This is a genomic window from Bradyrhizobium sp. USDA 4541 (genome assembly GCF_024171085.1).
In the GTDB taxonomy this organism is placed as follows: domain Bacteria; phylum Pseudomonadota; class Alphaproteobacteria; order Rhizobiales; family Xanthobacteraceae; genus Bradyrhizobium; species Bradyrhizobium australafricanum.
Map to the genome: position 1 here is coordinate 6,030,040 of NZ_JALJZF010000001.1, position 22,465 is coordinate 6,052,504.

At 64.9% G+C, this 22,465-nt stretch carries 27 protein-coding genes; 14 read left to right on the forward strand and 13 right to left on the reverse strand.

The genetic code is table 11. The annotated features are described in order from the left end of the window. Positions 1–85: 85 nt before the first annotated feature. The 3 genes from J2R80_RS28670 (at position 86) to J2R80_RS28680 (ending at position 2,586) form a co-directional block, all read left to right on the forward strand. A complete protein-coding gene (locus tag J2R80_RS28670) occupies positions 86–751 on the forward strand; it encodes a hypothetical protein (protein ID WP_253590264.1) in 666 nt (221 codons plus the stop codon). Between the two features lie 55 nt (positions 752–806). Further along, a complete protein-coding gene (locus tag J2R80_RS28675; protein WP_375162612.1) occupies positions 807–1,580 on the forward strand; it encodes a transporter substrate-binding domain-containing protein in 774 nt (257 codons plus the stop codon). A gap of 172 nt (positions 1,581–1,752) precedes the next feature. After that, positions 1,753–2,586: a DUF2147 domain-containing protein gene (locus tag J2R80_RS28680; RefSeq protein WP_076828876.1), complete on the forward strand. Its 834-nt coding sequence runs from the start codon at positions 1,753–1,755 to the stop codon at positions 2,584–2,586. A 164-nt stretch (positions 2,587–2,750) separates the two neighbouring features. Here J2R80_RS28680 and J2R80_RS28685 read toward each other — a convergent pair whose 3' ends face one another. Together J2R80_RS28685 and J2R80_RS28690 are read right to left on the reverse strand one after the other, a co-directional pair. Beyond that, complete coding sequence (locus J2R80_RS28685) at positions 2,751–3,155, reverse strand: cupin domain-containing protein (protein ID WP_076828878.1); 405 nt, start codon at positions 3,153–3,155, stop codon at positions 2,751–2,753. A gap of 23 nt (positions 3,156–3,178) precedes the next feature. Beyond that, positions 3,179–3,877 carry a ribonuclease activity regulator RraA gene (locus J2R80_RS28690; protein ID WP_076828879.1) on the reverse strand — a complete coding sequence of 233 codons (699 nt, stop codon included), beginning with the start codon at positions 3,875–3,877 and terminating at the stop codon, positions 3,179–3,181. Between the two features lie 213 nt (positions 3,878–4,090). On the opposite strand from J2R80_RS28690, the gene pxpB reads away from it, so the two are divergent. The 4 genes from pxpB to J2R80_RS28710 all read left to right on the forward strand — a co-directional run bounded on the left by pxpB (position 4,091) and on the right by J2R80_RS28710 (position 7,222). Further along, complete coding sequence (gene pxpB / locus J2R80_RS28695; protein ID WP_076828882.1) at positions 4,091–4,822, forward strand: 5-oxoprolinase subunit PxpB; 732 nt, start codon at positions 4,091–4,093, stop codon at positions 4,820–4,822. Further along, positions 4,819–5,853: a biotin-dependent carboxyltransferase family protein gene (locus J2R80_RS28700; protein WP_141341295.1), complete on the forward strand. Its 1,035-nt coding sequence runs from the start codon at positions 4,819–4,821 to the stop codon at positions 5,851–5,853. Before pxpB ends, J2R80_RS28700 begins: the two co-directional genes overlap by 4 nt. A 30-nt stretch (positions 5,854–5,883) precedes the next feature. After that, positions 5,884–6,657, forward strand: a complete 774-nt coding sequence (locus J2R80_RS28705) for a LamB/YcsF family protein (RefSeq protein WP_253639813.1) — start codon at positions 5,884–5,886, stop codon at positions 6,655–6,657. Positions 6,658–6,805: 148 nt separating this feature from the next. Further along, positions 6,806–7,222, forward strand: a complete 417-nt coding sequence (locus J2R80_RS28710; RefSeq protein ID WP_057018694.1) for a hypothetical protein — start codon at positions 6,806–6,808, stop codon at positions 7,220–7,222. Between the two features lie 74 nt (positions 7,223–7,296). On the opposite strand, the gene J2R80_RS28715 is transcribed toward J2R80_RS28710, so the two are convergent. The 3 genes from J2R80_RS28715 to J2R80_RS28725 form a co-directional block, all read right to left on the reverse strand. After that, positions 7,297–7,449, reverse strand: coding sequence for a hypothetical protein (locus tag J2R80_RS28715; RefSeq protein WP_016844408.1), 153 nt, complete (start codon positions 7,447–7,449; stop codon positions 7,297–7,299). 342 nt (positions 7,450–7,791) lie between these two features. After that, positions 7,792–8,949 carry a CmpA/NrtA family ABC transporter substrate-binding protein gene (locus J2R80_RS28720; RefSeq protein ID WP_076828888.1) on the reverse strand — a complete coding sequence of 386 codons (1,158 nt, stop codon included), beginning with the start codon at positions 8,947–8,949 and terminating at the stop codon, positions 7,792–7,794. After that, a complete protein-coding gene (locus J2R80_RS28725) occupies positions 8,946–9,536 on the reverse strand; it encodes an ANTAR domain-containing response regulator (protein WP_028332037.1) in 591 nt (196 codons plus the stop codon). The genes J2R80_RS28720 and J2R80_RS28725 overlap by 4 nt, the downstream gene beginning before the upstream one ends. Before the next feature lie 116 nt (positions 9,537–9,652). Here J2R80_RS28725 and rimO point away from each other — a divergent pair, with 116 nt between their 5' ends. Beyond that, complete coding sequence (gene rimO / locus J2R80_RS28730; RefSeq protein ID WP_057018697.1) at positions 9,653–10,978, forward strand: 30S ribosomal protein S12 methylthiotransferase RimO; 1,326 nt, start codon at positions 9,653–9,655, stop codon at positions 10,976–10,978. A gap of 101 nt (positions 10,979–11,079) precedes the next feature. Beyond that, positions 11,080–11,253, forward strand: a complete 174-nt coding sequence (locus J2R80_RS28735) for a hypothetical protein (RefSeq protein ID WP_156436349.1) — start codon at positions 11,080–11,082, stop codon at positions 11,251–11,253. Here the strand turns inward: J2R80_RS28735 and J2R80_RS28740 are convergent. Continuing rightward, the gene (locus J2R80_RS28740) at positions 11,230–11,703 is read right to left on the reverse strand and encodes a hypothetical protein (RefSeq protein WP_143270961.1); all 474 of its coding nucleotides are present in this window, start codon (positions 11,701–11,703) and stop codon (positions 11,230–11,232) included. The two genes, J2R80_RS28735 and J2R80_RS28740, sit on opposite strands and share 24 nt — an antisense overlap. 200 nt (positions 11,704–11,903) lie before the next feature. On the opposite strand from J2R80_RS28740, the gene J2R80_RS28745 reads away from it, so the two are divergent. After that, positions 11,904–12,059: a hypothetical protein gene (locus J2R80_RS28745; RefSeq protein WP_307720395.1), complete on the forward strand. Its 156-nt coding sequence runs from the start codon at positions 11,904–11,906 to the stop codon at positions 12,057–12,059. Between the two features lie 659 nt (positions 12,060–12,718). Here the strand turns inward: J2R80_RS28745 and J2R80_RS28750 are convergent. Beyond that, positions 12,719–12,940 (reverse strand): DUF3606 domain-containing protein, encoded by a 222-nt coding sequence (locus J2R80_RS28750; protein ID WP_076828958.1) that lies wholly within the window; start codon positions 12,938–12,940, stop codon positions 12,719–12,721. Positions 12,941–13,198: 258 nt separating this feature from the next. Between J2R80_RS28750 and J2R80_RS28755 the strand changes: the two genes are divergently transcribed. Beyond that, positions 13,199–14,395, forward strand: a complete 1,197-nt coding sequence (locus J2R80_RS28755; RefSeq protein WP_076828892.1) for an acetylornithine transaminase — start codon at positions 13,199–13,201, stop codon at positions 14,393–14,395. 138 nt (positions 14,396–14,533) lie between these two features. Here J2R80_RS28755 and J2R80_RS28760 read toward each other — a convergent pair whose 3' ends face one another. The 3 genes from J2R80_RS28760 to pcsA form a co-directional block, all read right to left on the reverse strand. Further along, positions 14,534–15,508 (reverse strand): quinone oxidoreductase, encoded by a 975-nt coding sequence (locus tag J2R80_RS28760; RefSeq protein ID WP_050384723.1) that lies wholly within the window; start codon positions 15,506–15,508, stop codon positions 14,534–14,536. A gap of 158 nt (positions 15,509–15,666) precedes the next feature. After that, positions 15,667–16,392 carry a TerC family protein gene (locus tag J2R80_RS28765; protein WP_076828894.1) on the reverse strand — a complete coding sequence of 242 codons (726 nt, stop codon included), beginning with the start codon at positions 16,390–16,392 and terminating at the stop codon, positions 15,667–15,669. Beyond that, positions 16,389–17,117, reverse strand: a complete 729-nt coding sequence (pcsA, locus tag J2R80_RS28770) for a phosphatidylcholine synthase (RefSeq protein WP_057018701.1) — start codon at positions 17,115–17,117, stop codon at positions 16,389–16,391. The genes J2R80_RS28765 and pcsA overlap by 4 nt, the downstream gene beginning before the upstream one ends. A 132-nt stretch (positions 17,118–17,249) precedes the next feature. Between pcsA and J2R80_RS28775 the strand changes: the two genes are divergently transcribed. Then, entirely contained in the window at positions 17,250–18,434 is a 1,185-nt protein-coding gene (locus J2R80_RS28775; protein WP_253639814.1) for a UbiH/UbiF family hydroxylase, read from the forward strand. Positions 18,435–18,504: 70 nt separating this feature from the next. Here the strand turns inward: J2R80_RS28775 and J2R80_RS28780 are convergent, their stop codons facing one another. Further along, complete coding sequence (locus tag J2R80_RS28780) at positions 18,505–19,458, reverse strand: AEC family transporter (RefSeq protein WP_229191882.1); 954 nt, start codon at positions 19,456–19,458, stop codon at positions 18,505–18,507. Positions 19,459–19,579: 121 nt separating this feature from the next. Here J2R80_RS28780 and hspQ point away from each other — a divergent pair, with 121 nt between their 5' ends. Next, entirely contained in the window at positions 19,580–19,912 is a 333-nt protein-coding gene (gene hspQ, locus J2R80_RS28785; RefSeq protein ID WP_021081543.1) for a heat shock protein HspQ, read from the forward strand. Positions 19,913–19,959: 47 nt separating this feature from the next. Here hspQ and J2R80_RS28790 read toward each other — a convergent pair whose 3' ends face one another. Further along, positions 19,960–21,234 carry an MFS transporter gene (locus J2R80_RS28790; RefSeq protein ID WP_253639815.1) on the reverse strand — a complete coding sequence of 425 codons (1,275 nt, stop codon included), beginning with the start codon at positions 21,232–21,234 and terminating at the stop codon, positions 19,960–19,962. A gap of 12 nt (positions 21,235–21,246) precedes the next feature. Here J2R80_RS28790 and J2R80_RS28795 point away from each other — a divergent pair, with 12 nt between their 5' ends. Further along, positions 21,247–21,531 carry a hypothetical protein gene (locus J2R80_RS28795; RefSeq protein WP_253639816.1) on the forward strand — a complete coding sequence of 95 codons (285 nt, stop codon included), beginning with the start codon at positions 21,247–21,249 and terminating at the stop codon, positions 21,529–21,531. A gap of 42 nt (positions 21,532–21,573) precedes the next feature. Here the strand turns inward: J2R80_RS28795 and J2R80_RS28800 are convergent, their stop codons facing one another. Next, positions 21,574–22,404 (reverse strand): invasion associated locus B family protein, encoded by an 831-nt coding sequence (locus J2R80_RS28800; RefSeq protein WP_028340693.1) that lies wholly within the window; start codon positions 22,402–22,404, stop codon positions 21,574–21,576. Between the last annotated feature and the right edge of the window lie 61 nt (positions 22,405–22,465).

The window sequence follows — 22,465 nt, forward strand, 5'->3', positions numbered from 1 at the left end:
CCGGGCTGACAAAGGCCAGTCAGATCAGGTAGATAGGAATGGCGTCGGCGCGATTCCGCCAACGCCGAGCCTGGGAGACCGAACCGTGAGTGACCCGACCGACAATGCGCTCGCCGCAATCGCGAGCATCCTCGATCAGACGACGACACCTCCCGAGAAGGCCAAATCGTCCGACAAGACGGCGGATAAGGAAGCCGAGCCCGCCAAGGAGCCTCCGGTCTCCATCGCGATGCCGCCGCCCCTTCCGTCGTCAGTCGAAGTCGTATCAGTCGAGACCGTGTCCATCACGACCGTGTCCGTCGAGGCCGCGCCCGCCGAGTCGTCGGTGGGCGGGCCGCCGCCGGTCGAGGCGTCCGAACCGGTCGAACAGCCCGAGGCAAGTAAAGCTGAAGCAAGTGAACCGGAGCCAACCGAACCGGAGCCGAGCCAGCCGGAAGCGGAGCCGGAGTCGATCCAGCCGCCGCCCCAACCGATCGAGGCCAATGGCTATTCCAAGTCCGGCCCAGGACCAATGGCCGCGCTGCGCTTCCGCTGGACGGTGCGCCAGGACGGCGCCCAATATTATGTCGACGAGACCGTCGGCGAGGCATCGACCCCGCTCGTCAACGGCCCGATGGAGCGGGACGCCGCGATCAAATTCGTCGACGATCGCGAGGCCCAAGCGCGGCGGCGCTTCGAGCATTTCAAGCACGAGATGCTCAGCCGCACTGCAAGCGTCGTTCAGGCGAGCAAGGACAGCAACGAGGCCTGAGACGCGATACGTGCCCTTCGGGCATCGCAATCAAATGCGGATGGAGAAGACCTCGATGTTTCGCGCGCTGGCCGGCCTCGCTCTCGCTTTGCTCCTGTCCGCCGCGCACGCGCAGCAGGCGCCGTCCCGGCTCGATGAGATCGTCAAGCGCGGCATCCTGCGCGTCGGCATGACCGGCGACTATTTGCCCTTCACCTATCTCGACAAGGAGACCAAGGCCTTCCGCGGCTTCGATGTCGACATGGCGCAGTCGCTCGGCAAGGCGCTCGGCGTCAAGGTCGAGTTCGTGCCGACATCGTGGCCGCAGATGACCAAGGATTTCGAGGCCGACGATTTCGACATCGCGATGGGCGGCGTCTCCATCACCTTCGATCGGCAGAAGAAGGGTCTGTTCTCGACGCCGATCATGCGCGAAGGCAAGACGCCGATCGCGCGCTGCGCCGACAAAGGCAAGTTTGAGACGATCGCCGAGATCGACAAACCCGGCACCCGAGTCATCGTCAATCCCGGCGGCACCAACGAGCGCTTCGCGCGCGCCCACGTGAAAACCGCCGAGATCCGCGTCTTCAACGACAACACCAAGATCTTCGACGAGATCGCCAAGGGCGACGCCGACCTGATGATGACCGATGCGTCCGAGACGCGCTATCAGCAGAAACTGCATCCCGGCGTGCTGTGCGCCGTGCATCCCGACAAGCCGTTCGACTTCACGGAAAAGGCCTATTGGATGCAGCGCGACGTCGCCTTGAAAGCGTTCGTCGACCAATGGCTTCACATCGCGCGCGAAGATGGCAGCTACGCGAAGATCTACGCTGCATGGTTCGAATAGCCCGCGCCGCGCGCATAATTTGAAGCGCACGGCCTGAAACCAGACCGCAATCCAGCGATTTGAACCTAGGCCGCGAGGATACGACTCATGTTCTGACCGTGATCTGGGACACGTTCAGCGAGGTGGTCACCGGATAGCCTTGCGAACGAGGCTCCCTGCACCGGAGGTCGGGATGAGAAAACTACTGGCGATCGCCACGCTCGTACTGGCGAGCACGGCCGCAGCGCAGGCGCAGTACACATTCGATTACGGCGGCCGCACGATTCGAATCGATCCCGATCGCGGCACGGTTTCGATCCCCGGCGTCTACGACAATACTCCCCGCCGCACCAAACGCGCCAAGAGCGACGACACCGAGCAGAAGCGCAAGGCTCCGAAGGAAGCCAACACGGACGCCAAGTCGGACACTAAGACGGACGCTAAGACGAATTCCCAGGCCGCGCCGCCCAGCGCGCCAGTAGCGGCTGCTCCGCCTGCCGTCGATCAGGCCGCCGTCCCGCCGGCGCCTGCCGCAACGGCAGAGCCGCCCAGCACGGGCGTTGCGGCCACGCCGCCTTCAGCTACAGCCGCGACCACACCGCCGCCGCCCGCGGCGCCAGCCGTCCAGCAAACTGCGCCGGCTGCAAAGCCCACCACCGCTCCAACGGTCGGCGCCGCCTCGCCGAGCGCTCCGGTGCCCAAGCCGCTCGCCAATCCCGTGCAAGCAGCGAACTCGCCGCTCGGCGTCTGGCTCACCGAAGAGAAGGAAGGCAAAATCCGCATCGAGCAATGCGGCGCCAATCTCTGCGGCTACGCCGTCGACAAGAAATCGAACGCCAACGGCGAACAGGTGCTGGTCAACATGAAGCCGGGCAAGGACAAGTGGAGCGGCCGCATCTTCGATCCGAACAGCGGCAGCACCTACGATTCCACCATCGCGGTGAAGAGCCCGGACACGCTACGCGTCCAGGGCTGTGCGTTCGGCGGCATGTTCTGCGGCGGCCAGACCTGGACGCGGGTGAATTGATTGCCTGCAAATCGTAGCCCGGATGGAGCGAAGCTTAATCCGGGATTTTCACCATGGGAGAGACTGCCCCGGATTGCGCTTCGCTCCATCCGGGCTACGGTCTCATAAAATCAAAAGCCCCGCCTGACGAGCGGGGCTTTCATCTTGCGAACTGCTACGACGCTTCAGCCGACCTTGCCGCTGTATTCCTCGTCGGTGACGTGCTCCATCCAGGTCGAATAGACGCCATCGAGCGCCTCCTGCATGGCGATGTGGGTCATGCTGTTGTCCGGCGAGGCCCCGTGCCAGTGCTTCTCGTTCGGCGGAATCCAGACGACGTCGCCAGGGCGGATCTCCCTGATCGGGCCGCCCTTGGCCTGCACGCGCCCGATGCCGGAGATCACATACAGCGTCTGTCCGAGCGGATGGGTGTGCCAGGCGGTGCGTGCGCCGGGCTCGAACGACACGCGCGAGGCGTTCAGCCGCGCCGGCGCGGGCGCCATGTTGATCGGGTCCTGTAACACCGTGCCGGTAAAATTCTCCTTCGGCGCGCGGCGGGTCGGCCGCGAGCCGGAAACGTGGATGTCCATGGGGTTACCTCCCTTTCTTGACGTTATTTCTTGGTCGCGGCGTAGCGCGCCTTGGTCTCGGCATTCATCGGATACAGGCCGGGCAGCTGGGCGCCATTGTTCACCTCGTTGACGATCCACGCTTCCATCCGTTCCTGCTCCGGCCCCTCGGCCAGCACGTGATCGAGGAACGCCTGCGGGATCAGCACCGCGCCATCCTGGTCGGCCACCACCACGTCGTTCGGGAATACGGCAACGCCGCCACAGCCGATCGGTTCGCCCCAGCCGACGAAGGTCAGACCTGCAACCGACGGCGGAGCCGCGTAGCCGTCGCACCACACCGGCAGGCCGGTGCCGAGCACGCCCTCGACGTCGCGCACCACGCCATCGGTGATCAGCGCCGTCACCCCGCGCTTGGCCATGCGGGCGCAGAGGATGTCGCCGAAAATGCCGGCATCGGTGATGCCCATGGCATCGACCACGGCAATGCAGCCCGCCGGCATCGCCTCGATCGCGGTGCGGGTCGAGATCGGCGACGACCAGGATTCCGGCGTCGCCAGATCCTCACGGGCCGGCACGAAACGCAGCGTGAAGGCCGGTCCGACCAGCCGCTTCTGTCCGGGCTTCAAGGGCTTGGTGCCGCGCATCCAGATGTTGCGCAGGCCTTTCTTGAGCAGGACGGTGGTGATGGTGGCGGTGGACACGTGCGACAGCGTCGCGATCGCTTCGGCGGACAGTGACATCTGGAAAGCTTGCTCCGATGGGAGGAAAAGACCGGCGCATGTTGCCGGGCAAAGGCCTTGCGTCAAGGGCTGCGCGAAAAAGCTGCGATCATCCAGATTTATCACTGGCATGCCGATTAATTTATTGAAGTTGCTGCATCATTTTGCACGAAGCGAATTCCGTTTTATCTCGAAACACGCTAGCTTGATGGTTGACGAACAGCGCTTGACCCAATGGCCGACCCCTTAAGTCCTCCCCGCCTTTTGCCGAGTGGCGACAGCGCCATCACGGTGGAATTCAGCCGCACCATCGACGACGCCGCCAACCGGCGGGTGCTGGCGCTCGACCGCGTGATATCCGCCGAGCCGATCGCCGGCATCACCGAGACCGTGCCGACCTACCGGTCGCTGCTGGTGCATTACGACCCCGTGCAGATCACTTTCGATGGGCTGGGCGAGCAGCTGCTGGCACGCGCCGCCAAGGCGCCGCCGACCGAGACCAGAACGCGGCGCTGGCGCATCCCGGTGACCTATGGCGGCGAGCACGGCATCGATCTCGAGGATGTCGCGAAGGCGCTCAAAGCCACGCCCGACCAGATCGTGGCGCGCCATGTCGCCGGCGACTATCGCGTCGCCATGATCGGCTTCACGCCCGGCTGGTCCTATCTCAGCGGGCTGGAGACCTTCCTGCATATGCCCCGGCGCAAGGATCCGCGGCTCCTGACCCCAGCCGGCACCATTTCGATCGGCGGCATCCAGACCGGCGTGCAGTGCCTGGCCGGTCCGAGCGGCTGGCACCTGCTCGGCCGCACCCCGGTGCGAACCTACCAGTTGCATCGCGATCCGACCTTCCTGCTGGAGCCGGGCGACGCCATCACCTTCACGGCGGTGGACGCCAAGACCTTTGCCGAACAGGACCGCGCCGCCGAGGCCGGCGAGTTCGTCGCCGAACTGGTGACGCCATGAGCAAGCTCGTCGTCAGCTCGATCGGCCCGGCGAGCTCGGTGCAGGACGCTGGTCGTCCGGGCTCGCAGCGCTACGGTCTCGTGCCGAGCGGCGCGATGGACCGGCTTTCGCTGGCGGCCGCCAACACGCTGGTCGGCAACGACCTGTTCGCCGCCGCGGTCGAGATCGGCCCGTTCGGCGCCAGCTTCACCGCGCGCGGGGGCGCGGTGCGCGTCGCCCTCGCCGGCGCGTCGCGCAATGCGGATATCGGCGGCCGGCCGGTCGCGTTCGACAGCTCGGCGACGCTAGCCGAAGGTGAGACGCTCACTCTCGGCTTCGCCCGCGGCGGCTCGTTCAGCTATCTCGCGATCGAGCACGGCATCGAAGGCGAGCCGATGTTCGGCAGCCTCGCCGTCAACGCCCGCGCCGGGCTCGGCAGCCCCTACCCGCGGCCGCTGCAAAGCGGCGACGAGTTGACGACGCAGGCCGCAAGCGGCGCGCCCGAGCGCCGCATCGAATTGCCGGCCGCGACCGATGCGCCGATCCGCATCCTGTTCGGCCCGCAGGACGACGAGTTCGCCGAGGACCACAAGGAGCTGTTGGTCGACAGCGAGTGGAAGATCTCGGCGACCAGCGACCGCATGGGCTATCGCCTCGAAGGTCCCGCCATCAAGCATCTCGACGGCCACAACATCGTCTCCGACGGCACCGTGAACGGCAGCATCCAGGTGCCCGGCAACGGGCAGCCGATCGTGCTGATGCCGGACCGCGGCACCAGCGGCGGCTATCCGAAGATCGCAACCGTGATCACGGCCGATTTCGGCCGCTTCGCGCAGATCTCGGCCGGCCGGCCGTTCCGCTTCAAGGCGGTGACGATGGCTGAAGCGCAGGCCGAGGCGATCAAGTTCCACGAGCTGCTGCGTTCCCTGCCCGACCGCCTCCGCGGCATTGAGGATTTTGGTCTCAACATCGAAGCGCTGCGGGATGCGAATGTCGCGGGTCAGGCCGTCAACGCCGTCGATGTGTCGACCTGGCAAGTTGCGCTACCCTGAATCTGTACAACAACAGACGGATCGATCGTCATGACTTCAACTATCGACCTCAATTGCGATCTCGGCGAAAGCTTTGGCCCCTGGGAAATGGGCAATGATGCCGCGATGATCGAGCTTGCGACCTCGGTCAACGTCGCCTGCGGCTTTCATGCCGGCGACGCCGACATCATGCGCAAGACGGTCGAGCTGGCGAAAGCGCGCGGCGTCAGCGTCGGCGCCCATCCCGGCTATCGCGACCTGCACGGCTTCGGCCGCCGCCCGATGCCGGGACTGACGTCCTCGGAGATCGAGAACCTGATCGCCTATCAGATCGGCGCCCTGCAGGCGATCGCGACCGCGGCCGGCCACAAGGTCACCCACGTGAAGGCGCATGGCGCGATTTCCAACGTCGCTTGCGAGGACGACGTGACGGCACGAGCGATCGCCAATGCGATCAAGGCAGTCGATCCCAATCTCATCTTCGTGGTGCTCGCCAACTCGAAGCTGGTGCGCGCAGGTGAAGTGGCGAATCTGCGGATGGCGCATGAGGTGTTCGCCGACCGCGCCTATGAGGACGACGGCAACCTGGTGTCGCGCAAGAAGCCCGGCGCGGTGCTGCACGATCCCAAGGCGATTGCCGATCGTGTGGTGCGGATGGTGCAGGACGGCGCGGTCGTCTCGGTCACCGGCAAGGTGATCAAGATGCAGACCGATACCGTCTGCATCCATGGCGACACGCGTGGCGCCGTCGAGATTGCGCGCGGCCTGCGCGAGGCGCTGAAGCAGGCGGGCATCACCGTTGCGCCGTTCAAGACCGCGCACTAAGCCGCGAACTTCGATCAAAAAAGGGCCGGCCGCCGTGCCGGCCCTTTAGATTCCGTTAAGAGTCTTCTTAAACCCAAACTTGCCGTTTGATTGTTAGGTGCAGCTTCCGAGCCTTTGATTGTCCTCTTAGGAAATTGGGTACGAAAGCATGTTCCGCACCAGCCTCTCCCTCACCATTGCCGCGGTTGCCACCGCCGCCTTCACCAGCGCGGCATCCGCCGGCTGCTACAGCTGCTATACGCCGCCGCCGCAGCCGTGCACGACCTGCTATCAGGTGCAGAGCGTGCCGCCGCAGTATCGCACGGTGCAGGAGACCGTCATGGTGGCGCCGGGCCGCGTCGTCGCGCATCGCACGCCGGCACAGTATCGCACCGTGATGGTGCCGAGGACGGTGATGGTCGCGCCCGAAGGCGTCGCCTATGAGCGCATTCCGCCGCAATACGCCACCCAGGAGCGCGTGCAGATGGTCTCGCCGGGCTATTCCTACTACGCGCCGGTTCAGCAGACCTGCAGCACCTGCGGTGGCGGCTACGGCTACGGATATGGTCGCGGTTACGGCTACTGAGCTGTCAGCATCCAGCCAACACAAAGCCGCCGCCTGAGGACATCAGACGGCGGCTTTTGAATTTTCCGAAGGACTCAGAACGGGTGGACGGACAGCGTGCCGAACACGATGGCCGCGATCACCGCAAAGGCGCTGTACAGCGCCGCCGTGTGAATTCCGGTCCCGGACTTCCGTGAAATGTTACGCGCGTAAAGGTGCAGGCGGGCCTCCGCCGATAGCTCGCGCATGGTCGATCTCCAACGCCCCATTGTCGGAGATATGGAATATCGTTCGCGTCCGGATTCAAGCGGGCGGCAAAAATAGCGATGCCGCCGCCTTCGGGAACTCGGTTCCGAGAGGAATATTCCTTCCCGCGCGCTCGGCCGAGAATCCTATTCGCCGCAATTCGAGGCGTCGGGAACCCGCGCCAGTCCCGCGATAACCGAAAATCTCGAAAACAACCCCATGCAAAGTAGCCGGAGGTCGATAGCCGAAGGCGCTGCCGCCGCCGCGCCTGTTGCCCATCCCTGTCCCGGCAACAAGACGCCCCGGTCGTGCACGTGCCGCCTGACGCGGCCGCTGCGTCGCGCTCAGGCCTTCCAGCGCCCGATCTTGAACGCCGCCAGATGGCCCGGAACGTCGCTCGGGTCGAACGGCGGGCCGGCGAACGCCCCGATGGCGCTGGAAGCGCCGGCCGGGCGGCCTGATGCGGCGTCGTAGAGATCAGGCCTGAACACGGCCATGGCGGTCTTCAGCGCTTCCGGCCGGTATGGCGCCTGGCCCCAGCGAACCATCTGCGCATAGAGCCAGGCCGCCTGCCCCGGATCAGGCCGCGCCGCCGCCTCGCGCCCGACCAGCAAATAGCGATTGCTCTCGCGCATGGTGCCGTCGGGCGAAATCTTCAGGTGGCCATCGAGCGTGCGCTGGATGACGCTGGCATCGACGCCGATCCGCTCGGGCTGCGCCAGGATGCGCGCGACCTCGGACCGGTTCTCGGGCCGCTCGATGAACTCCACGGCGCGCAGATGTGCACGCACCAGCGCCGCCACGATGTCGGGATGCTTCTCCGACCAGCTCTGCCGCACCGCCAGCACCTTTTCCACCGCGCTGAGCAGGATGTCGGAGACGAAGTGCAGGATGTGGCCGATGCCGAGATCGACCGCGATCGAATTCCAGGGTGCGCCGACGCAGAACGCGTCGACATGACCGTTGGCGAGACTGTCGACCATGTAAGGCGGCGGCAGCACCACAAGCTGGACATCCTCATCGGGATCGACGCCGCCGGCGGCCATCCAGAACCGCAACTGGTAATTGTGGGTCGAGAACGGGAAGGTCATGCCGAAGGTCAGCGGCTCCGCCCCGCTCTTCCGCCGCTTGGCCACCACGCGGGCGAGCGCGTGTGCGGTTGCCATCGGATCGAAGCGGTCGCCGTCGATCTCTTCCATCAGCGCGGCGTGCAGCGCTGGCGATACGGTGATGGCATTGCCGTTGAGCCCGAGGTTGAAGGGCGCCGCGATCGGCACCTTGACGTGACCGAGCCCGAGGCTCGAGGCGATCGCCACCGGCGCCAACAGATGAGCGGCGTCGAACAGGCCGATGTTGAGCTTGTCGCGGACGTTCGACCACGACACTTCCCGCACCAGCGTGACGTCGAGGCCTTCGGCCGCCGCGAATTCCTTGTCGACGGCAACGATCAGCGCGGCAGCGTCGACCAGCGGAATGAACCCGATGCGCAATGGTGTGGTCATTTCAACAGCTCCGACGCCGTCAGGATTGATTGCGCGATCTCTCCGATTTTCTTTTTCTCGCGCATCGCGGTCGAGCGCATCAGCACGTAGGCCTCCTCCTCGGTCAGTCCCTTCACCTTCATCAGGATGCCCTTGGCGCGATCGATCACCTTGCGCTCCTCCAGCGCGTGCTTGGTGCGGTCGAGCTCGTCCTGCAATTTGGCGAAGGCATTGAAGCGGGAGACGCACAGATCGAGGATCGGCTTCATCCGCTCCTTCTTGAGACCGTCGACGATGTAGGCGGAGACGCCCGCCTCGACCGAGGCCTGGATCGAGGCGGCGTCGCTCTGGTCAACGAACATCGCGATCGGCCGGCGGACGGCGCGGCTGACCTGGAACATTTGTTCCAGCACGTCGCGACTGGGGTTTTCGAGGTCGATGACGATGATCTCGGGGTCGAGCGCATAGATTCGCGAGAGCAGGCTCTGCATCTCGCTGATATGCACGACATCCGTATACCCGGCCTCCCGCAGTCCCTCCTCCAGGATGGCCGCTCGGATCGGGCTCTCGTCGACTATGACGATCTTGGGAGACGATTCAGCGCTCATCGACAACTCTTAAGGCCCGGCAGATGCATCCATATCATGCCGGAAGCGCCGGGAAAGGGTTGTAATTCTCGGCAATTGGGACTAGCTCCTGCCCATTCATCAGGCAGATCAGAGATATGCAAGAGGCCGCCGCGCCGAAAGTGAGCTTTGTGTCCTTGGGGTGCCCCAAGGCGCTGGTCGATTCCGAGCGCATCATCACCCGGCTGCGCGCGGAAGGCTATGAGCTGGCGCGCAAGCATGACGGCGCCGACATCGTCATCGTCAACACCTGCGGCTTCCTCGATAGCGCCAAGCAGGAATCGCTCGCCGCAATCGGCGAGGCGATGGCCGAGAACGGCAAGGTCATCGTCACCGGCTGCATGGGCGCCGAGCCGGAGCAGATCGAGAGCGCCTATCCCGGCGTGCTCTCGATCACGGGGCCGCAGCAATATGAGAGCGTGCTGGACGCCGTGCACCGCGCGCTGCCGCCGGCGCACAACCCGCATATCGACCTGGTGCCGCCGCAGGGCGTCAAGCTGACGCCGCGGCACTACGCGTATTTGAAGATATCCGAAGGCTGCAACAACCGCTGCAGCTTCTGCATCATCCCGAAGCTGCGCGGCGATCTGGTGTCGCGGCCGGCCAATGACGTGCTGCGCGAGGCCGAGAAGCTGGTGAAGGCCGGCGTCAAGGAATTGCTCGTCATCTCGCAGGACACCTCGGCTTATGGCGTCGACCTGAAATACGCCGAGAGCCCGTGGCAGGACCGCAGCGTCCGCGCAAAATTCTTCGATCTCGCCAAGGAGCTCGGTGAGCTCGGCGCCTGGGTGCGGCTGCAATATGTCTACCCCTACCCGCATGTCGACGAGGTCATCGGCCTGATGACCGAGGGCAAGGTGCTGCCCTATCTCGACATCCCGTTCCAGCATGCGAGCCCTGACGTGCTGCGCGCGATGAAGCGCCCGGCTGCGCAGGAGAAGACGCTGGCACGCATCCAGAAGTGGCGCGAGCAGAGCCCCGAGCTGACGCTGCGCTCGACCTTCATCGTCGGTTTCCCCGGCGAGACCGATTCCGATTTCGCCTATCTGCTCGACTGGCTCGATGAAGCGGAAATCGATCGCCTCGGCTGCTTCAAATACGAGCCGGTTGCCGGTGCCGCGTCGAACGCGATTGGCAATGCCGTACCCGACGAGATCAAGCAGGAGCGCTGGAATGCGCTGATGGCGCGGCAGCAGAAGATCTCCGCGAGGCGCCTCAAGCGCAAGGTCGGCACCCGCCAGCAGGTCATCATCGACGAGGTTGGCCCCACGGTGGCGAAGGGCCGGTCAAAGGCCGATGCGCCCGAGATCGACGGCGCCGTCTACCTCACCAGCCGCCGCCCGCTGAAGGTCGGCGAGATCGTGACCGCCAAGATCGAGCGCTCCGACCAGTACGACCTGCACGGCAGCGTCGCCGGATTCTAGCTCCAGTCCGCTCCTTCGAGACCTCCCCGGATACCAAACGGCGTCCGTTGCTAGACGGAACTCAAGCGTCGCCGACAAATTGTTGGTCCAGGAGGAATACGATGAGCCGAGCAGATCTTTTGAGGCAGGCCGAGAACGCGGAGCGCCACGCTGACCAAGCCACCGATGAGGAAATCAAGAGCGCGCTAAAGAAGGCCGCCGATGATTATCGGCGCGAGGCCGCGCAGGAGACTGCTGTCGCGACAATCGCGTCAGAAGCTGCCGAGCGCGGCTGAAACATCACGGAAGATAGTTGCGCTGAGTACGAGGATCTGGAAGATCACGACGAGAATGCAAAGCGACTGATAAAATGGAACGGACGGTTCGATCGGCTTTGCCCAACGCACCCAAGCAAAGGTCTCTCGCCCCCTAGCGACAGCTTCATCAGTCATGCTCATTGCCTGCCTGGCTCCCCACAATGGCATCAAGACAAGCCAAACTAGGAAAATCGGGCAAACGAAGAGGTAGGATATAGCGTTCTCAGGCTCAAGCGGCTTACCGAACCTATCGAGCCCATGACGGATGATTTCCGAGGGAATTGGAAACTTGAGGTAGACGTACAAGGTCACGCTTATACCCACGAAGGCAAGCAATGCATTGATGATTGCCGTGCGCTTCATGAGTTGACGAAGGACACCGGCCAACTCGTCGGGCACCCGAGGACGGGCTTGCGCATTTTGAGACATTCAGGTCGAAACCTTCGAGCTTCTGCGAACAAGGCTAGAACAGCCCGCGGGCCGGTAGCAACTGCGCGGGGTTTCCGCTCCGTAGGAACGCCGCTTCTTTCGGTTCGTTAACGGAACATCACCGCACGACCAGTGGCAACTATCGGTGATGAGATCGCCCGGTTTAGCGCTCCGGCCCAACACCAGCAGGGAGCAACGCCATGACCAGCAAGCGGCGTCGTTTCAAGCAAACCCAATCACTGCAAGAACGCCTAGCCGACGAGGCCATGCGCTCGCAGGCCAAGGCACTCTCTCCGTCTGCAAAAAAGAAGCCCTGCTCAGGAGAGCCCGGCAAGGCGACACCCCAGCCAATCTGACGGAGTGGCTGACGACCCCAGGTTCACGAGCGCCGATCTAGGCCGCGCCATGATCAACCAGCCCCAATTCGATTCCTATTCGACGGCTGCGCGCGTCTGTCTAGGAGTTGCGGTCTTTAGCGCCACGATGCTCGCTGCACTGATGACGAGCATTCTTATGTAATAGGGCCTCTCAGTTGGCCGGTCTGCAGCGAGGCTGACGTATTACCCCTATTCGCGCAATAGAAAGGGCCCCAGCTGCGAAAGCTGAGGCCAGTGTTCAGCTGGGCGTCTCAGTGCCGGTAGCGGTGCGGCACCGAACAGGGCGAACAATGCGGCCGCAAGCGCTTCGTTCCTACTCATAAAAAAGGCCCCTGCATCCGGATCATGCAGGGGCCAAGCTGGATCGCCGCACCGCTGTTCACCGAGAAGCAACGGTCGTCGTCCTAGGGCAGAAAAAACACGAAATGAAAATCACGCGCCCTCTTGCCCGGATCATCCCAACGACATCCAGTTCCGGAAATAACTCGTGTGAATCTCGGCGAGACAAATTGCCGCTTTTTCCTGTCCCAAGCGACGGTCCCAATAGAGATGGTCGCGAATGTGCCCCGGGTCTTCGGGGGCAAGACCCGGGGCACGTTCATTCGTCTAATGCCGCTCTGCCGAGGAGCGGCGCATTGCTAACGACGCGTCGAAGGTACCGTTCCTAACGTCTTCCTTATCGCCGACCCGAGCCGGCGCTCAACTCGCTTGCGGCTATTGCCGACCTTCTTGACGGCCTTCTTCACCGATGCTGCCGACTTCCGGGTTTTCCTCGCCTCATAGCTCACCTCGTAATCCTGCCCGCCGGCGACGCGCGCACGGTCCTGCTTGCGACCGCGCGCGGTCTGCTTCCGCGCTATGCCCGTCGAATGAGGCGCTGTCCGCGCTTGACACCACCGCCCCTCTCGCTGTATGGGCCTGCGCCATGAAGCTGAACCGGACCCACCGCCGCGCCATCTGCCGTCGTCGCACCCGCGACGATGCTGGGCTGCGCCGTGTCCGACGCCATCGCTGATCCTATAAATCAGCCGAGGTTTTCGAGAAGGCCGCGCCCCCAAGCGCGGCCTTCTCGCTTTTCGGCCTGCCCTTTCCCAACACCGACCCCAGAGGAGATCGACATGACCAACGCTACCCATCCGTTCGATGCGCTGATGGACATCACCGCTCGCCCCGAGGTCGTGTTCGTACGCGGCGCCGGCTCGTATTTGTGGGACAGCAACCGCAACCGCTATCTCGATTTCGTGCAGGGCTGGGCCGTCAATCCCCTCGGCCACTCCCCGGTCATCGTGGCCGACGCGCTGGCGGCGCAGGCGAGACGGCTGCTGACGCCGAGCCCGGCGTTCTACAACGAGCAGAGCCTGAAACTGGCAAAGCTGCTGGTCGACAACAGCTGCTTCGACCAGGTGTTCTTTGCGAACTCAGGCGCGGAGGCCAATGAGGGTGCGATCAAGCTCGCGCGCAAATATGGCACGAAGTACAAGAACGGCGCGCATGAGATCATCACCTTCGAAGGCGGCTTCCACGGCCGCACGCTCGCGACCATGTCGGCCTCGGGCAAGAAGGCGTTCGAGCCCCTGTTCGAGCCGAAGGTCTCGGGCTTCCGCAAAGCCAGACTGAACGACATCGAGTCGGTGCGAAAGCTGATCACGTCGTCGACGGTCGCGGTCATGCTGGAGCCGATCCAGGGCGAGGCCGGCGTCTGGCCCGCGACGGATGAGTTCTTGCAGGAGTTGCGGGCGCTGACCCAGCAGCGCGGCCTGCTGCTCATTGTCGACGAGATCCAGACCGGCATCGGCCGGACCGGAAAGCTGTTCGGCTATCAGCACGCCGGGATCGAGCCCGACATCATGACGCTCGGCAAGGGCATCGGCGGCGGCGTGCCGCTCGCGGCCCTGCTCGCGACCGAGCATGCCTCGTGCTTCGATCACGGCGATCAGGGCGGCACCTTCAACGGCAATCCGCTGATGTGCGCCGCGGGGCTTGTCGTGCTCGATCAGATCGGAAAGCCCGATTTCCTGAAATCGGTCGTCGATGCCGGCCTTTTGCTCGAGCGCGAATTGCAGCGGCTGTCGTCGCGGCACGGTCTCGGCGAGATCAGGGGCCGCGGCCTCCTGCTGGCGCTCGACCTGAAGATGCCGATCGGCGCGGCCGTGGTTGCCGAGGCGTTTGCGGCCGGCGTGCTGATCAACTCGCCGCAGCCGGACACGCTGCGCTTCATGCCGGCGCTGAACGTGACGCGGGAGGAGATTTCCCTTGTCGTCGACTGCCTGGATACGGTGCTGACCAAGGTCGGCGCGGCACGGCGGGTGGCGTAGGATCCTCCCCCCTCGTCATTGCGAGGAGCGAAGCGACGAAGCAATCCATCTTCCCGGGTGGAGAGGTGGATTGCTTCGCGGAGCCTGTCATCCGGCGGCGCTTTGCGCCGACCGGGTGGCTCGCAATGACGGCGAGAATTACGGCCGCAGGATCGCCGCGCCCGTCGTCGCCCTGCTCTCCAGGTCGATATGCGCCTTGGCGGCGTCCTTGAGCGCGTAGGCGTGGTTGATCGGCACGTGCAGCTTGCCGTTGATCACGGCGGCGAACAGCGTGTCGGCGCCTTCGAGCAATTCCTTGCGGGTGCCGACATAGTCGTTGAGCTTGGGCCGCGTCGCGAACAGCGAGCCGTGGTTATTGAGTTCGGCGAGCGGGAACGGCGGCACCGGGCCCGACGCGTTGCCGAAGGAGACGAACAGACCGCGCGGCCTGAGGCAGGACAGCGATCCCGGGAACGTGGTCTTGCCGACGCCGTCATAGACGACGTCGCAGAGCTCGCCGCGGCTGATCTGCTTGACGCGTTCGACGAAGTTCTCCTCGTTATAGAGGATGACGTGATCGCAGCCATTGGCGAGCGCGAGATCGGCCTTCGCCTTCGAGCCGACGGTACCGATGACATGCGCGCCGAGCGCCCGCGCCCATTGGCAGGCGAGCAGCCCGATGCCGCCCGCCGCGGCGTGGATCAGCACGCGATGGCCGTGCTCGACCTTGAAGGTCTTGTGCAGGAGATACCAGACCGTGAGGCCCTTCAGCATCAGCACGGCGCCCTGCTCGTAGGTGATATGGTCGGGCAGCTTGACGAGCTTGTCGGCCGGGATGACGCGCTCGGACGCGTAGCCGCCGAGATTGTAGTAGTAGGCGACGCGATCGCCGGGGTGGAAATTGGTCACGCCCGGACCCACGGCCAACACCTCGCCTGCAGCCTCATTGCCGGCAATGAACGGCAGGCCGGGCGCCTTGTAGAGGCCGGTGCGGAAATAGACGTCGATGAAGTTCAGACCGACCGCATGCTGGCGGATCCGGACCTCGCCCGTCCCCGGCGCGCCCACCTCGACGTCCTCGTAGGTCAGGACTTCCGGGCCTCCCACCTGGTGCACGCGCACAGCCTTGGTCATGTCGTCGCTCCCCTCAATATCAGCGTCAAGCGAGCGAATGCCATCGCGGCCGGCTTGTCAACCAAGCGGGCCGGAACCGGCTACGCCACGTTCCGGAAAAGTGCGAACCGGCTTTCCCTCGCGACAAACGCGCAGCGTTTGCGCGGAGATCATGCCCATCAGCGCGCCGGCTTCCTGCGGTTGCGCTTGGCCATGACGTTGAACGCCTCGACCGCGGCCGAGAAGGCAATCGCGAAATAGATGTAGCCGCGCGGAATGTGGAATTTGAATCCGTCGGCCACCAGCGCCACGCCGATCAGCACCAGGAAGGCCAGCGCCAGCATCTTGGTGGTCGGATGCTCCGCGACAAACCGCGCCACCGGTCCCGACGAGATGTACATGATGACGCAGGCGATCACGACCGCCGCGATCATGATCTCGATGTCCTGCGCCATGCCGATCGCGGTGATGATCGAATCCAGCGAGAACACCAGGTCGATAATGATGATCTGCACGATCACCCAGAAGAACGCGCTGGCGCTCGGCCTGTCGCCGGCTTCCCCCTCGCGCGCCTCGACCTCGCCGTGGATCTCGTGGGTTGCTTTCGCGATCAGGAACAGGCCGCCGCCTATCAGGATGATGTCGCGCCACGACAGCGCGACGTCGCTGACGGTGATCACCGGTTGGGTCAGCCCGATCAGCCAGACCAGGATCGAGAGCAGCAGAATGCGGAACACCAGCGCCAGCAGCAGGCCGATCTGCCGCGCGCGCTTGGCCTGCGCCGGCGGGATCCGCGACACGATCACCGACAGGAAAATCACGTTGTCGATGCCGAGCACGATCTCGAGCGCAGTCAGGGTCAGCAGCGCCGCCCAGGCTTCCGGGCTGGTGATCAGTTGCATCATGCTCTGAAGGCTTTCATCCGGCGGATCACGGTATCGCTGCCGATGATGTAGACGGCGATGGCGCAGAGACCGAAGGTGATCGGGGCTCCGACCACGAAATCGTTGGCGAGCGTGTACATGCCGAGCAGCGCCCATGCGCCGAGCAGCCACAGCGTCAGCCAGCGCAGCCGCACCACACGCAGCGGATGCAGCACGTGGAACGGCGCGAAGGTCAGCACGATCAGGAGCGCGACCACGATCGTCGACAGCACGGGCGGCAGATGCAGCAGGAACAGGTAGAACGCCGCCGCATTCCACAGCGCCGGGAAGCCGCGGAAATGGTTGTCATCGGCCTTCATGCGGCGGTCGGCGAAATACAGCGCGCTGGAGACCACGATGCCGATGCCGAGGATCGGCGCCGCCAGCGGCAGCAGCATGCCGCTCGCGGTGATCGCATAGGCCGGCACGAACACATAGGTGACGAAATCAACCACCAGGTCGAGCACCTCGCCCGACCAGTTCGGCTGCAGCCGCACCACGTCGAGCCGGCGCGCCAGCGGGCCGTCGATCCCGTCGATGATGAGCGCGACCCCGAGCCAGGCGAACATGTTGGCCCAGTGCTCGCGCACCGCCTCCAGCATCGCCAGCAGCGCGACCCCCGCGCCGAGCGCCGTGAAAATATGAACGGTGAATGCGGCGGTCCGCATCCGTTCTGGCAACGCATCGGGCTGGCTCGAATGCTCCATCGGCCGAGTGCTATCAGGAATCGGACCGGTTTGCATATGCGGTCTTGCGGCGTTCCGCCGCGCAAAGCGTTGGAAACTCTTGGTGGTTACCGATGGCTTGAAAATCGGGCCAAGCATGTCAAATGTCCTGATATGACCGACAGCTCGCTGGATTATGACGTTATCGTAATAGGCGGCGGTCCGGCCGGATTAACGGCTGCGATTGCCCTTGCCGACGCAGGTGCGCGGACTGCGCTGCTGGCGCGCCGCGCGCCCTATGCCGACAACCGGACCACCGCGCTGCTCGGTGCCTCGACCGATATCCTGGATCGGCTCGACGTCTGGCGGCGCTGCAGCGACCGAGCGGCGGCGCTCAAGACCATGCGCCTCGTCGACGACACCGGCCGCCTGATCCGTGCGCCCGAGGTGCGCTTTTCGTCCGATGAGATCGGCCGCGAGCAATTCGGCTTCAACATCGACAACCGCTCGCTGGTCGCGGCGCTCGAGGACCGCGCCGGCGAAATGTCCGCGCTGACGCGGTTCGACGATGAAGCCGCCTCGGTGCGGCCGGACGATGCCGCGGTTACCGTGGTGACGCGGCAGGGCCAGTCGCTTCAGGCCCGGCTCGTGGTCGGTGCCGACGGGCGCAATTCATTGTCCCGCGAGGCCGCCGGCATCGAGGTGACAAGCCGCGAGCTCGGGCAGTCCGCCCTCACCTTCAACGTCACCCACACCCGGCCGCACCACAACATCTCGACCGAGTTCCACACCGAGCACGGCCCCTGCGTGTTCGTGCCGCTCAGCGGCGTCAGAAGCAGCGTGGTCTGGGTCTCGGCGCCCAAGGAGGCCGAGCGGCTGATGGCACTCGGCGACGACGAATTGTCGCTCGCCGCCGAGCGGCAATCGCATTCGATCCTCGGCCGCATCGAGGTCCAGGGCGGCCGTCACGTGTTTCCGCTCGCGATCGAACGGCCGCGGCAATTCGCCAAGGACCGGATCGCGCTGGTCGGGGAATCCGCCCATGTGCTGCCGCCGATCGGCGCGCAGGGCCTCAATATGGGACTGCGCGATGCCGCCGATATCGCCGAGATCACCGGTCAGGCGATCGGTCGTGGCGAAGATCCCGGCGCGCCCAATGTGCTGTCGCGCTACCAGGCGGCGCGGCGCCCCGATGTCGCCAGCCGGACCTGGGCGATCGACATCGCCAACCGGTCGCTGCTGAGCGATTTCCTCGGCATGCAGACGGCGCGCGCTGCCGGCCTGCATCTGCTCGGCGCATGCGGCCCGTTGCGGCGCCTGGCGATGCGCGAAGGTCTCGCGCCGTCGTGGCGGCGGTAAGCAAAGCGTTTTCGAGCGAAGTGGGTACCGGTTCGCGTTAAGAAAACGCGTCAAATAAGAAGCGCGCCGATCAGGGAAACACCAGCCGTCCGCTCTGGATGAACCACATCACGCTGGTCAGCGTGACCACGGAGGCGAAGGTGCCGATCAGCACCGCGACCGACGCCGGCTCGATCCAGGTGTCGTTCTGCCGCGCGATCACGAACACATTGAGCGCCGGCGGCAGCGAAGCCATCAGCACCGCTGTCGCGGCCCAAGGCTGCGCGAACGGGCCGAACAGCAGCATCAGGCCGAACGCCAGCAGCGGATGGATCAAAAGCTTGATCGCGACCACGCCCGGGACCTCCCACGGCACCCGCTCGAACGGCCGCAGCGCCACCGTGATGCCGAGCACGAACAGCGCTGTCGGCGCGGCGGCGTTTTCCAGGAACTGGATGGTGCGATCGAGCGCGACCGGGATCGGGATGTGAAACGCGGCGACCAGCGCCCCGAACACCGCCGACATGATCAGCGGGTTCTGCACGATCTGTCGCAGCACCACGCCGAGTGCGTGCAGCAGCGAGGGATGGTCGCGGTCGGTGAGCTCGATCAGCAGCGGCACGATCGAGAACAGGAAGATGCTGTCGCAGCAGAAGATCAGCGCCGTCGGCGCCGCCGCCTTGGCACCGAGCACGGCGAGCGCGAGGCCAGGCCCCATATAGCCGATATTGCCGTAGGCGCCCGACAGGCCGGCCAGCGTCGCCTCGCGCAGCGTGAGCCCGCCGATCAGCTTGCCCGCGACCATCGCCAGGAAGAATGCGAGCACGGTTCCGAGCGTGGTGGCGATCAGAAATGGCGGGTTGTTCAGCTCCGCAAACGGCGTCTTGGACATGATCCCGAACAGCAGCGCCGGCAACGAAACGTAAAGCAGGAAGAAATTCATCCAGGCGAGCCCGCTCTCTGGCAAACCCTTGGCCTTGCCGCACGCATAACCGATGAAGATCAAGCCGAAATACGGCAACGCCAGATTGAGGATATCGATCATTCTGAAAGTAGTTTCTCGGCCGGATTTCGGGTCGTTTTTGCAGGGCTGGAATCGGTAAAGCGTGGGCTAATTCGGGCCTTAGCCTCTAGCATCGGCCACAATGTTGGTCTATCGACGAGCCATGATCAAAGCGCGCACCGCCAAGTTTCAGATCGGGCAGATCGTCCGTCACCGGGTGTTCTCCTTCCGGGGCGTGATTTTTGATATCGACCCGGAGTTCAACAACACCGAGGAATGGTGGCTGTCGATCCCCGAGGACATGCGGCCCCACAAGGACCAGCCGTTCTACCATTTGCTCGCGGAAAACTCGGAGACCGAGTACGTCGCCTATGTCTCGGAGCAGAACCTCTTGCCCGACGAGTCCGGCGAGCCGATCCGGCATTCGCAGGTGGCGGAGATCTTCATCAAGGATAAATCGGGCGGCTACCGTCCGCGCAATCCCTCGCTGAACTGAGGTCCGGCGGCGCTCCGGCGAATGCCACGGCGTTCGCGCTGCCACGCTCACACCCCCTCGCGCCTGGCCAAGACAACCGCGATCGCCCAGACAACAAATCCCGCCAGCGCCAGCCCCGCGCCGACGAGGCCGGTCGACGTCCAGCCATAGCCGGCTGCGACCGCCATTCCGCCGAGCCACGGACCCAGCGCATTGGCGACGTTGAAGGCGGAGTGGTTGAGCGCCGCGGCGAGGCTCTGTGCCTCGCCCGCGACGTCCATCAGGCGGGTCTGCAACACGGTGGCGAGCGCCCCGCCCAGCCCGATCAGGAACACGTCGGCGGTCAGCGTCCAGAAATTTCCGGCCGCCAGCGGATACAGCGCGAGCGTCGCCGCCGACCACAGCAGGAGCCCGCCCGCGGTTGCCATCAGCGCGCGGTCGGCGAAGCGCGGCACGATGATGTTGCCGGCGGTGAGGCCGGCGCCGAACACGCATAGCGTGACCGGCACCAGCGCGGGCGAGGTGTGGGTCACCGCCAGCATGGTCGAGGCCAGATAGGTGTAGACCGAGAACAGCCCGCCGAAACCGATGGCGCCGATCGCCAGCGTCAGCCAGACATGCTTGCGCCCGAGTGCCGACAGTTCACGCAGCGGGCTCGCCTTGCTGTTGGCGGCATCACGCGGGGCGAAGATCAGGACCAGGACCGCGGTCAAGAGCGCGAGGCCGGCAACGATCGCGAAGGCCCAGCGCCAGCCGATCGCCTGCCCGACCCCGTTGGCGAGCGGAACGCCGACCGTCGTCGCGATGGTGAGCCCCAGCAGCACGCGGCCGACAGCCGCCGTGCGCCTGTCCGTCGGGACCAGCGAGGCCGCGACCAGCATGGCGATGCCGAAATAGGCGCCGTGCGGCAGCCCCGCCAGGAAGCGCAGCGCCAGCATGGTGTGATAATCGGGCGCGAGCCCCGAAAGGCCGTTCATCAACGCGAAGAAACCCATCAGCGCGATCAGCAGCGTCCGCCGCGTCATGCGCGCCGACAACACCGCGATGACCGGCGCACCGACGACGACGCCGAGCGCGTAGGCGCTGATCGCGTGGCCGGCCTGGGGCTCGCTGACGTGCAGGTCGTGGGCGAAGAACGGCAACAGGCTCATGGTCGCGAATTCGGCGATGCCGATTGCGAAGCCGCCCATCGCCAGCGCGAGATGGACGATGCCGGGATGAAACGTTCCGGGGACGTTGTCCTGGCTGACGCGAACGCCAGCATCGACCGAAGCACCGCCGGCCGGCTGCTCCCGAGGCCGGGAGCGCAGTTCCCGCCGCTGCGTGCTGACTTGCTGGGACATTGCGCGACTTCCATGACTGCGAGCGGCGGCCAGGATTCGCGGAAGAACCACGCGCGCATTTGCGCATCGAAGGCGCTGTTCGCGCTTTCGTCTGGCCTCCCGTATCGGATTTATGATTGTGCTTCGACGCCGGACTTGTCCGGACAAGGCACCAACGATGCGCGCTCATCGCGCGACGCAATCGAAGCACCCTTCGACGACCATCGCACACGATCTGCACCATCACCAGCGCAGCAGGCTGCCAGCAGCCAGTCTGTTTCGCATGACAAAAAAGGCGCCCTTCCGGGCGCCTTTTGATCGCGATGATCTCGCGTTTTCTTGAACGCGTGATTGAAGTGCTTACTTGGCCGCCGGGTTGGCCGGCGCCGGAGCCTGCGCAGAGCCACCGCCCGCGCCTTCCAGCTTCTTGCGCTGCTCTTCGGCGCGCTTCTGCAACTCTTCCTGCAGCTTCTTCGAGTTTTCCTCGAACACCTTCGGATCGGTCGGCGGGCCGTCATAGGCCTTGGCGAATTCGGTGTTGAGCGGCAGCGGCAGCGTCAGCGGCGCGCCGTTGGAATTGATCGCCTGGACCACGAGGTTCTGGCCCTTCTTCATGTTGGCGATCAGCTCGGGCGTTGCTTCATAGTCGGACATGCAGCCGTTCTGGAAGCAGATCACATAGGGCGCCTGCTGCGGCGGGTTGCCGTCGACGATGATGCGGGTGCCGTGCACGAGCTGCATGCCGAGCGGCAGCGTGACGCGCAGGATCTTCTTCGGCTCGCCTTCCGGCTCGATGATCACGGCGGCGATCACCGGCTGGCCGGACTCGATGCGGCCGTCCTTGCCGGTGAAGCAGACCTGCTTGGCGTTGGCTTCCTGGCCCTTCAGGCAGAACTTGGTCCAGGGGGCGTAGATCAGCTGGATCTGCTGATCCTGCGCCGGCGGCTGGGCGGCCGCAGCGGGCGGCTGGCCGGCGGCCGGTGCTTGGGCGGGCGCCTGGGCTGCCGGAGCCTTCGGAGCTGCCTTGGGTGCCGCCTTGGGCGCAGCCTTCGGTGCCGCAGGCGCCGGCGCTGCCGGCTGCTGGGCCCGAGCGGCAGGAACCAGGAGCGCTGCAGAGAATGCCGTCGCCGCCATCAGGGCAACAATTCGCCCATGCGGCCGGACCGGGGCGGCCAAGATACGGAAATTCATTGCGGAAAACCCTTTCTGAACGGAAGCCCGAAACCGCTGCAGGCGCCGACACATAGCCGTT

Excerpts from the sequence above, each read along its gene's own strand:
- J2R80_RS28675 (WP_375162612.1), top strand. The coding sequence starts at position 807 with ATGTTTCGCGCGCTGGCCGGCCTCGCTCTCGCTTTGCTCCTGTCCGCC.
- J2R80_RS28680 (WP_076828876.1), top strand. The coding sequence starts at position 1,753 with ATGAGAAAACTACTGGCGATCGCCACGCTCGTACTGGCGAGCACGGCC.
- J2R80_RS28685 (WP_076828878.1), bottom strand. The coding sequence starts at position 3,155 with ATGGACATCCACGTTTCCGGCTCGCGGCCGACCCGCCGCGCGCCGAAG.
- J2R80_RS28690 (WP_076828879.1), bottom strand. The coding sequence starts at position 3,877 with ATGTCACTGTCCGCCGAAGCGATCGCGACGCTGTCGCACGTGTCCACC.
- pxpB (WP_076828882.1), top strand. The coding sequence starts at position 4,091 with ATGGCCGACCCCTTAAGTCCTCCCCGCCTTTTGCCGAGTGGCGACAGC.
- J2R80_RS28700 (WP_141341295.1), top strand. The coding sequence starts at position 4,819 with ATGAGCAAGCTCGTCGTCAGCTCGATCGGCCCGGCGAGCTCGGTGCAG.
- J2R80_RS28705 (WP_253639813.1), top strand. The coding sequence starts at position 5,884 with ATGACTTCAACTATCGACCTCAATTGCGATCTCGGCGAAAGCTTTGGC.
- J2R80_RS28710 (WP_057018694.1), top strand. The coding sequence starts at position 6,806 with ATGTTCCGCACCAGCCTCTCCCTCACCATTGCCGCGGTTGCCACCGCC.
- J2R80_RS28715 (WP_016844408.1), bottom strand. The coding sequence starts at position 7,449 with ATGCGCGAGCTATCGGCGGAGGCCCGCCTGCACCTTTACGCGCGTAAC.
- J2R80_RS28720 (WP_076828888.1), bottom strand. The coding sequence starts at position 8,949 with ATGACCACACCATTGCGCATCGGGTTCATTCCGCTGGTCGACGCTGCC.
- J2R80_RS28725 (WP_028332037.1), bottom strand. The coding sequence starts at position 9,536 with ATGAGCGCTGAATCGTCTCCCAAGATCGTCATAGTCGACGAGAGCCCG.
- rimO (WP_057018697.1), top strand. The coding sequence starts at position 9,653 with ATGCAAGAGGCCGCCGCGCCGAAAGTGAGCTTTGTGTCCTTGGGGTGC.
- J2R80_RS28735 (WP_156436349.1), top strand. The coding sequence starts at position 11,080 with ATGAGCCGAGCAGATCTTTTGAGGCAGGCCGAGAACGCGGAGCGCCAC.
- J2R80_RS28740 (WP_143270961.1), bottom strand. The coding sequence starts at position 11,703 with ATGTCTCAAAATGCGCAAGCCCGTCCTCGGGTGCCCGACGAGTTGGCC.
- J2R80_RS28745 (WP_307720395.1), top strand. The coding sequence starts at position 11,904 with ATGACCAGCAAGCGGCGTCGTTTCAAGCAAACCCAATCACTGCAAGAA.
- J2R80_RS28755 (WP_076828892.1), top strand. The coding sequence starts at position 13,199 with ATGACCAACGCTACCCATCCGTTCGATGCGCTGATGGACATCACCGCT.
- J2R80_RS28760 (WP_050384723.1), bottom strand. The coding sequence starts at position 15,508 with ATGACCAAGGCTGTGCGCGTGCACCAGGTGGGAGGCCCGGAAGTCCTG.
- J2R80_RS28765 (WP_076828894.1), bottom strand. The coding sequence starts at position 16,392 with ATGATGCAACTGATCACCAGCCCGGAAGCCTGGGCGGCGCTGCTGACC.
- pcsA (WP_057018701.1), bottom strand. The coding sequence starts at position 17,117 with ATGGAGCATTCGAGCCAGCCCGATGCGTTGCCAGAACGGATGCGGACC.
- J2R80_RS28775 (WP_253639814.1), top strand. The coding sequence starts at position 17,250 with ATGACCGACAGCTCGCTGGATTATGACGTTATCGTAATAGGCGGCGGT.
- J2R80_RS28780 (WP_229191882.1), bottom strand. The coding sequence starts at position 19,458 with ATGATCGATATCCTCAATCTGGCGTTGCCGTATTTCGGCTTGATCTTC.
- hspQ (WP_021081543.1), top strand. The coding sequence starts at position 19,580 with ATGATCAAAGCGCGCACCGCCAAGTTTCAGATCGGGCAGATCGTCCGT.
- J2R80_RS28790 (WP_253639815.1), bottom strand. The coding sequence starts at position 21,234 with ATGTCCCAGCAAGTCAGCACGCAGCGGCGGGAACTGCGCTCCCGGCCT.
- J2R80_RS28795 (WP_253639816.1), top strand. The coding sequence starts at position 21,247 with ATGACTGCGAGCGGCGGCCAGGATTCGCGGAAGAACCACGCGCGCATT.
- J2R80_RS28800 (WP_028340693.1), bottom strand. The coding sequence starts at position 22,404 with ATGAATTTCCGTATCTTGGCCGCCCCGGTCCGGCCGCATGGGCGAATT.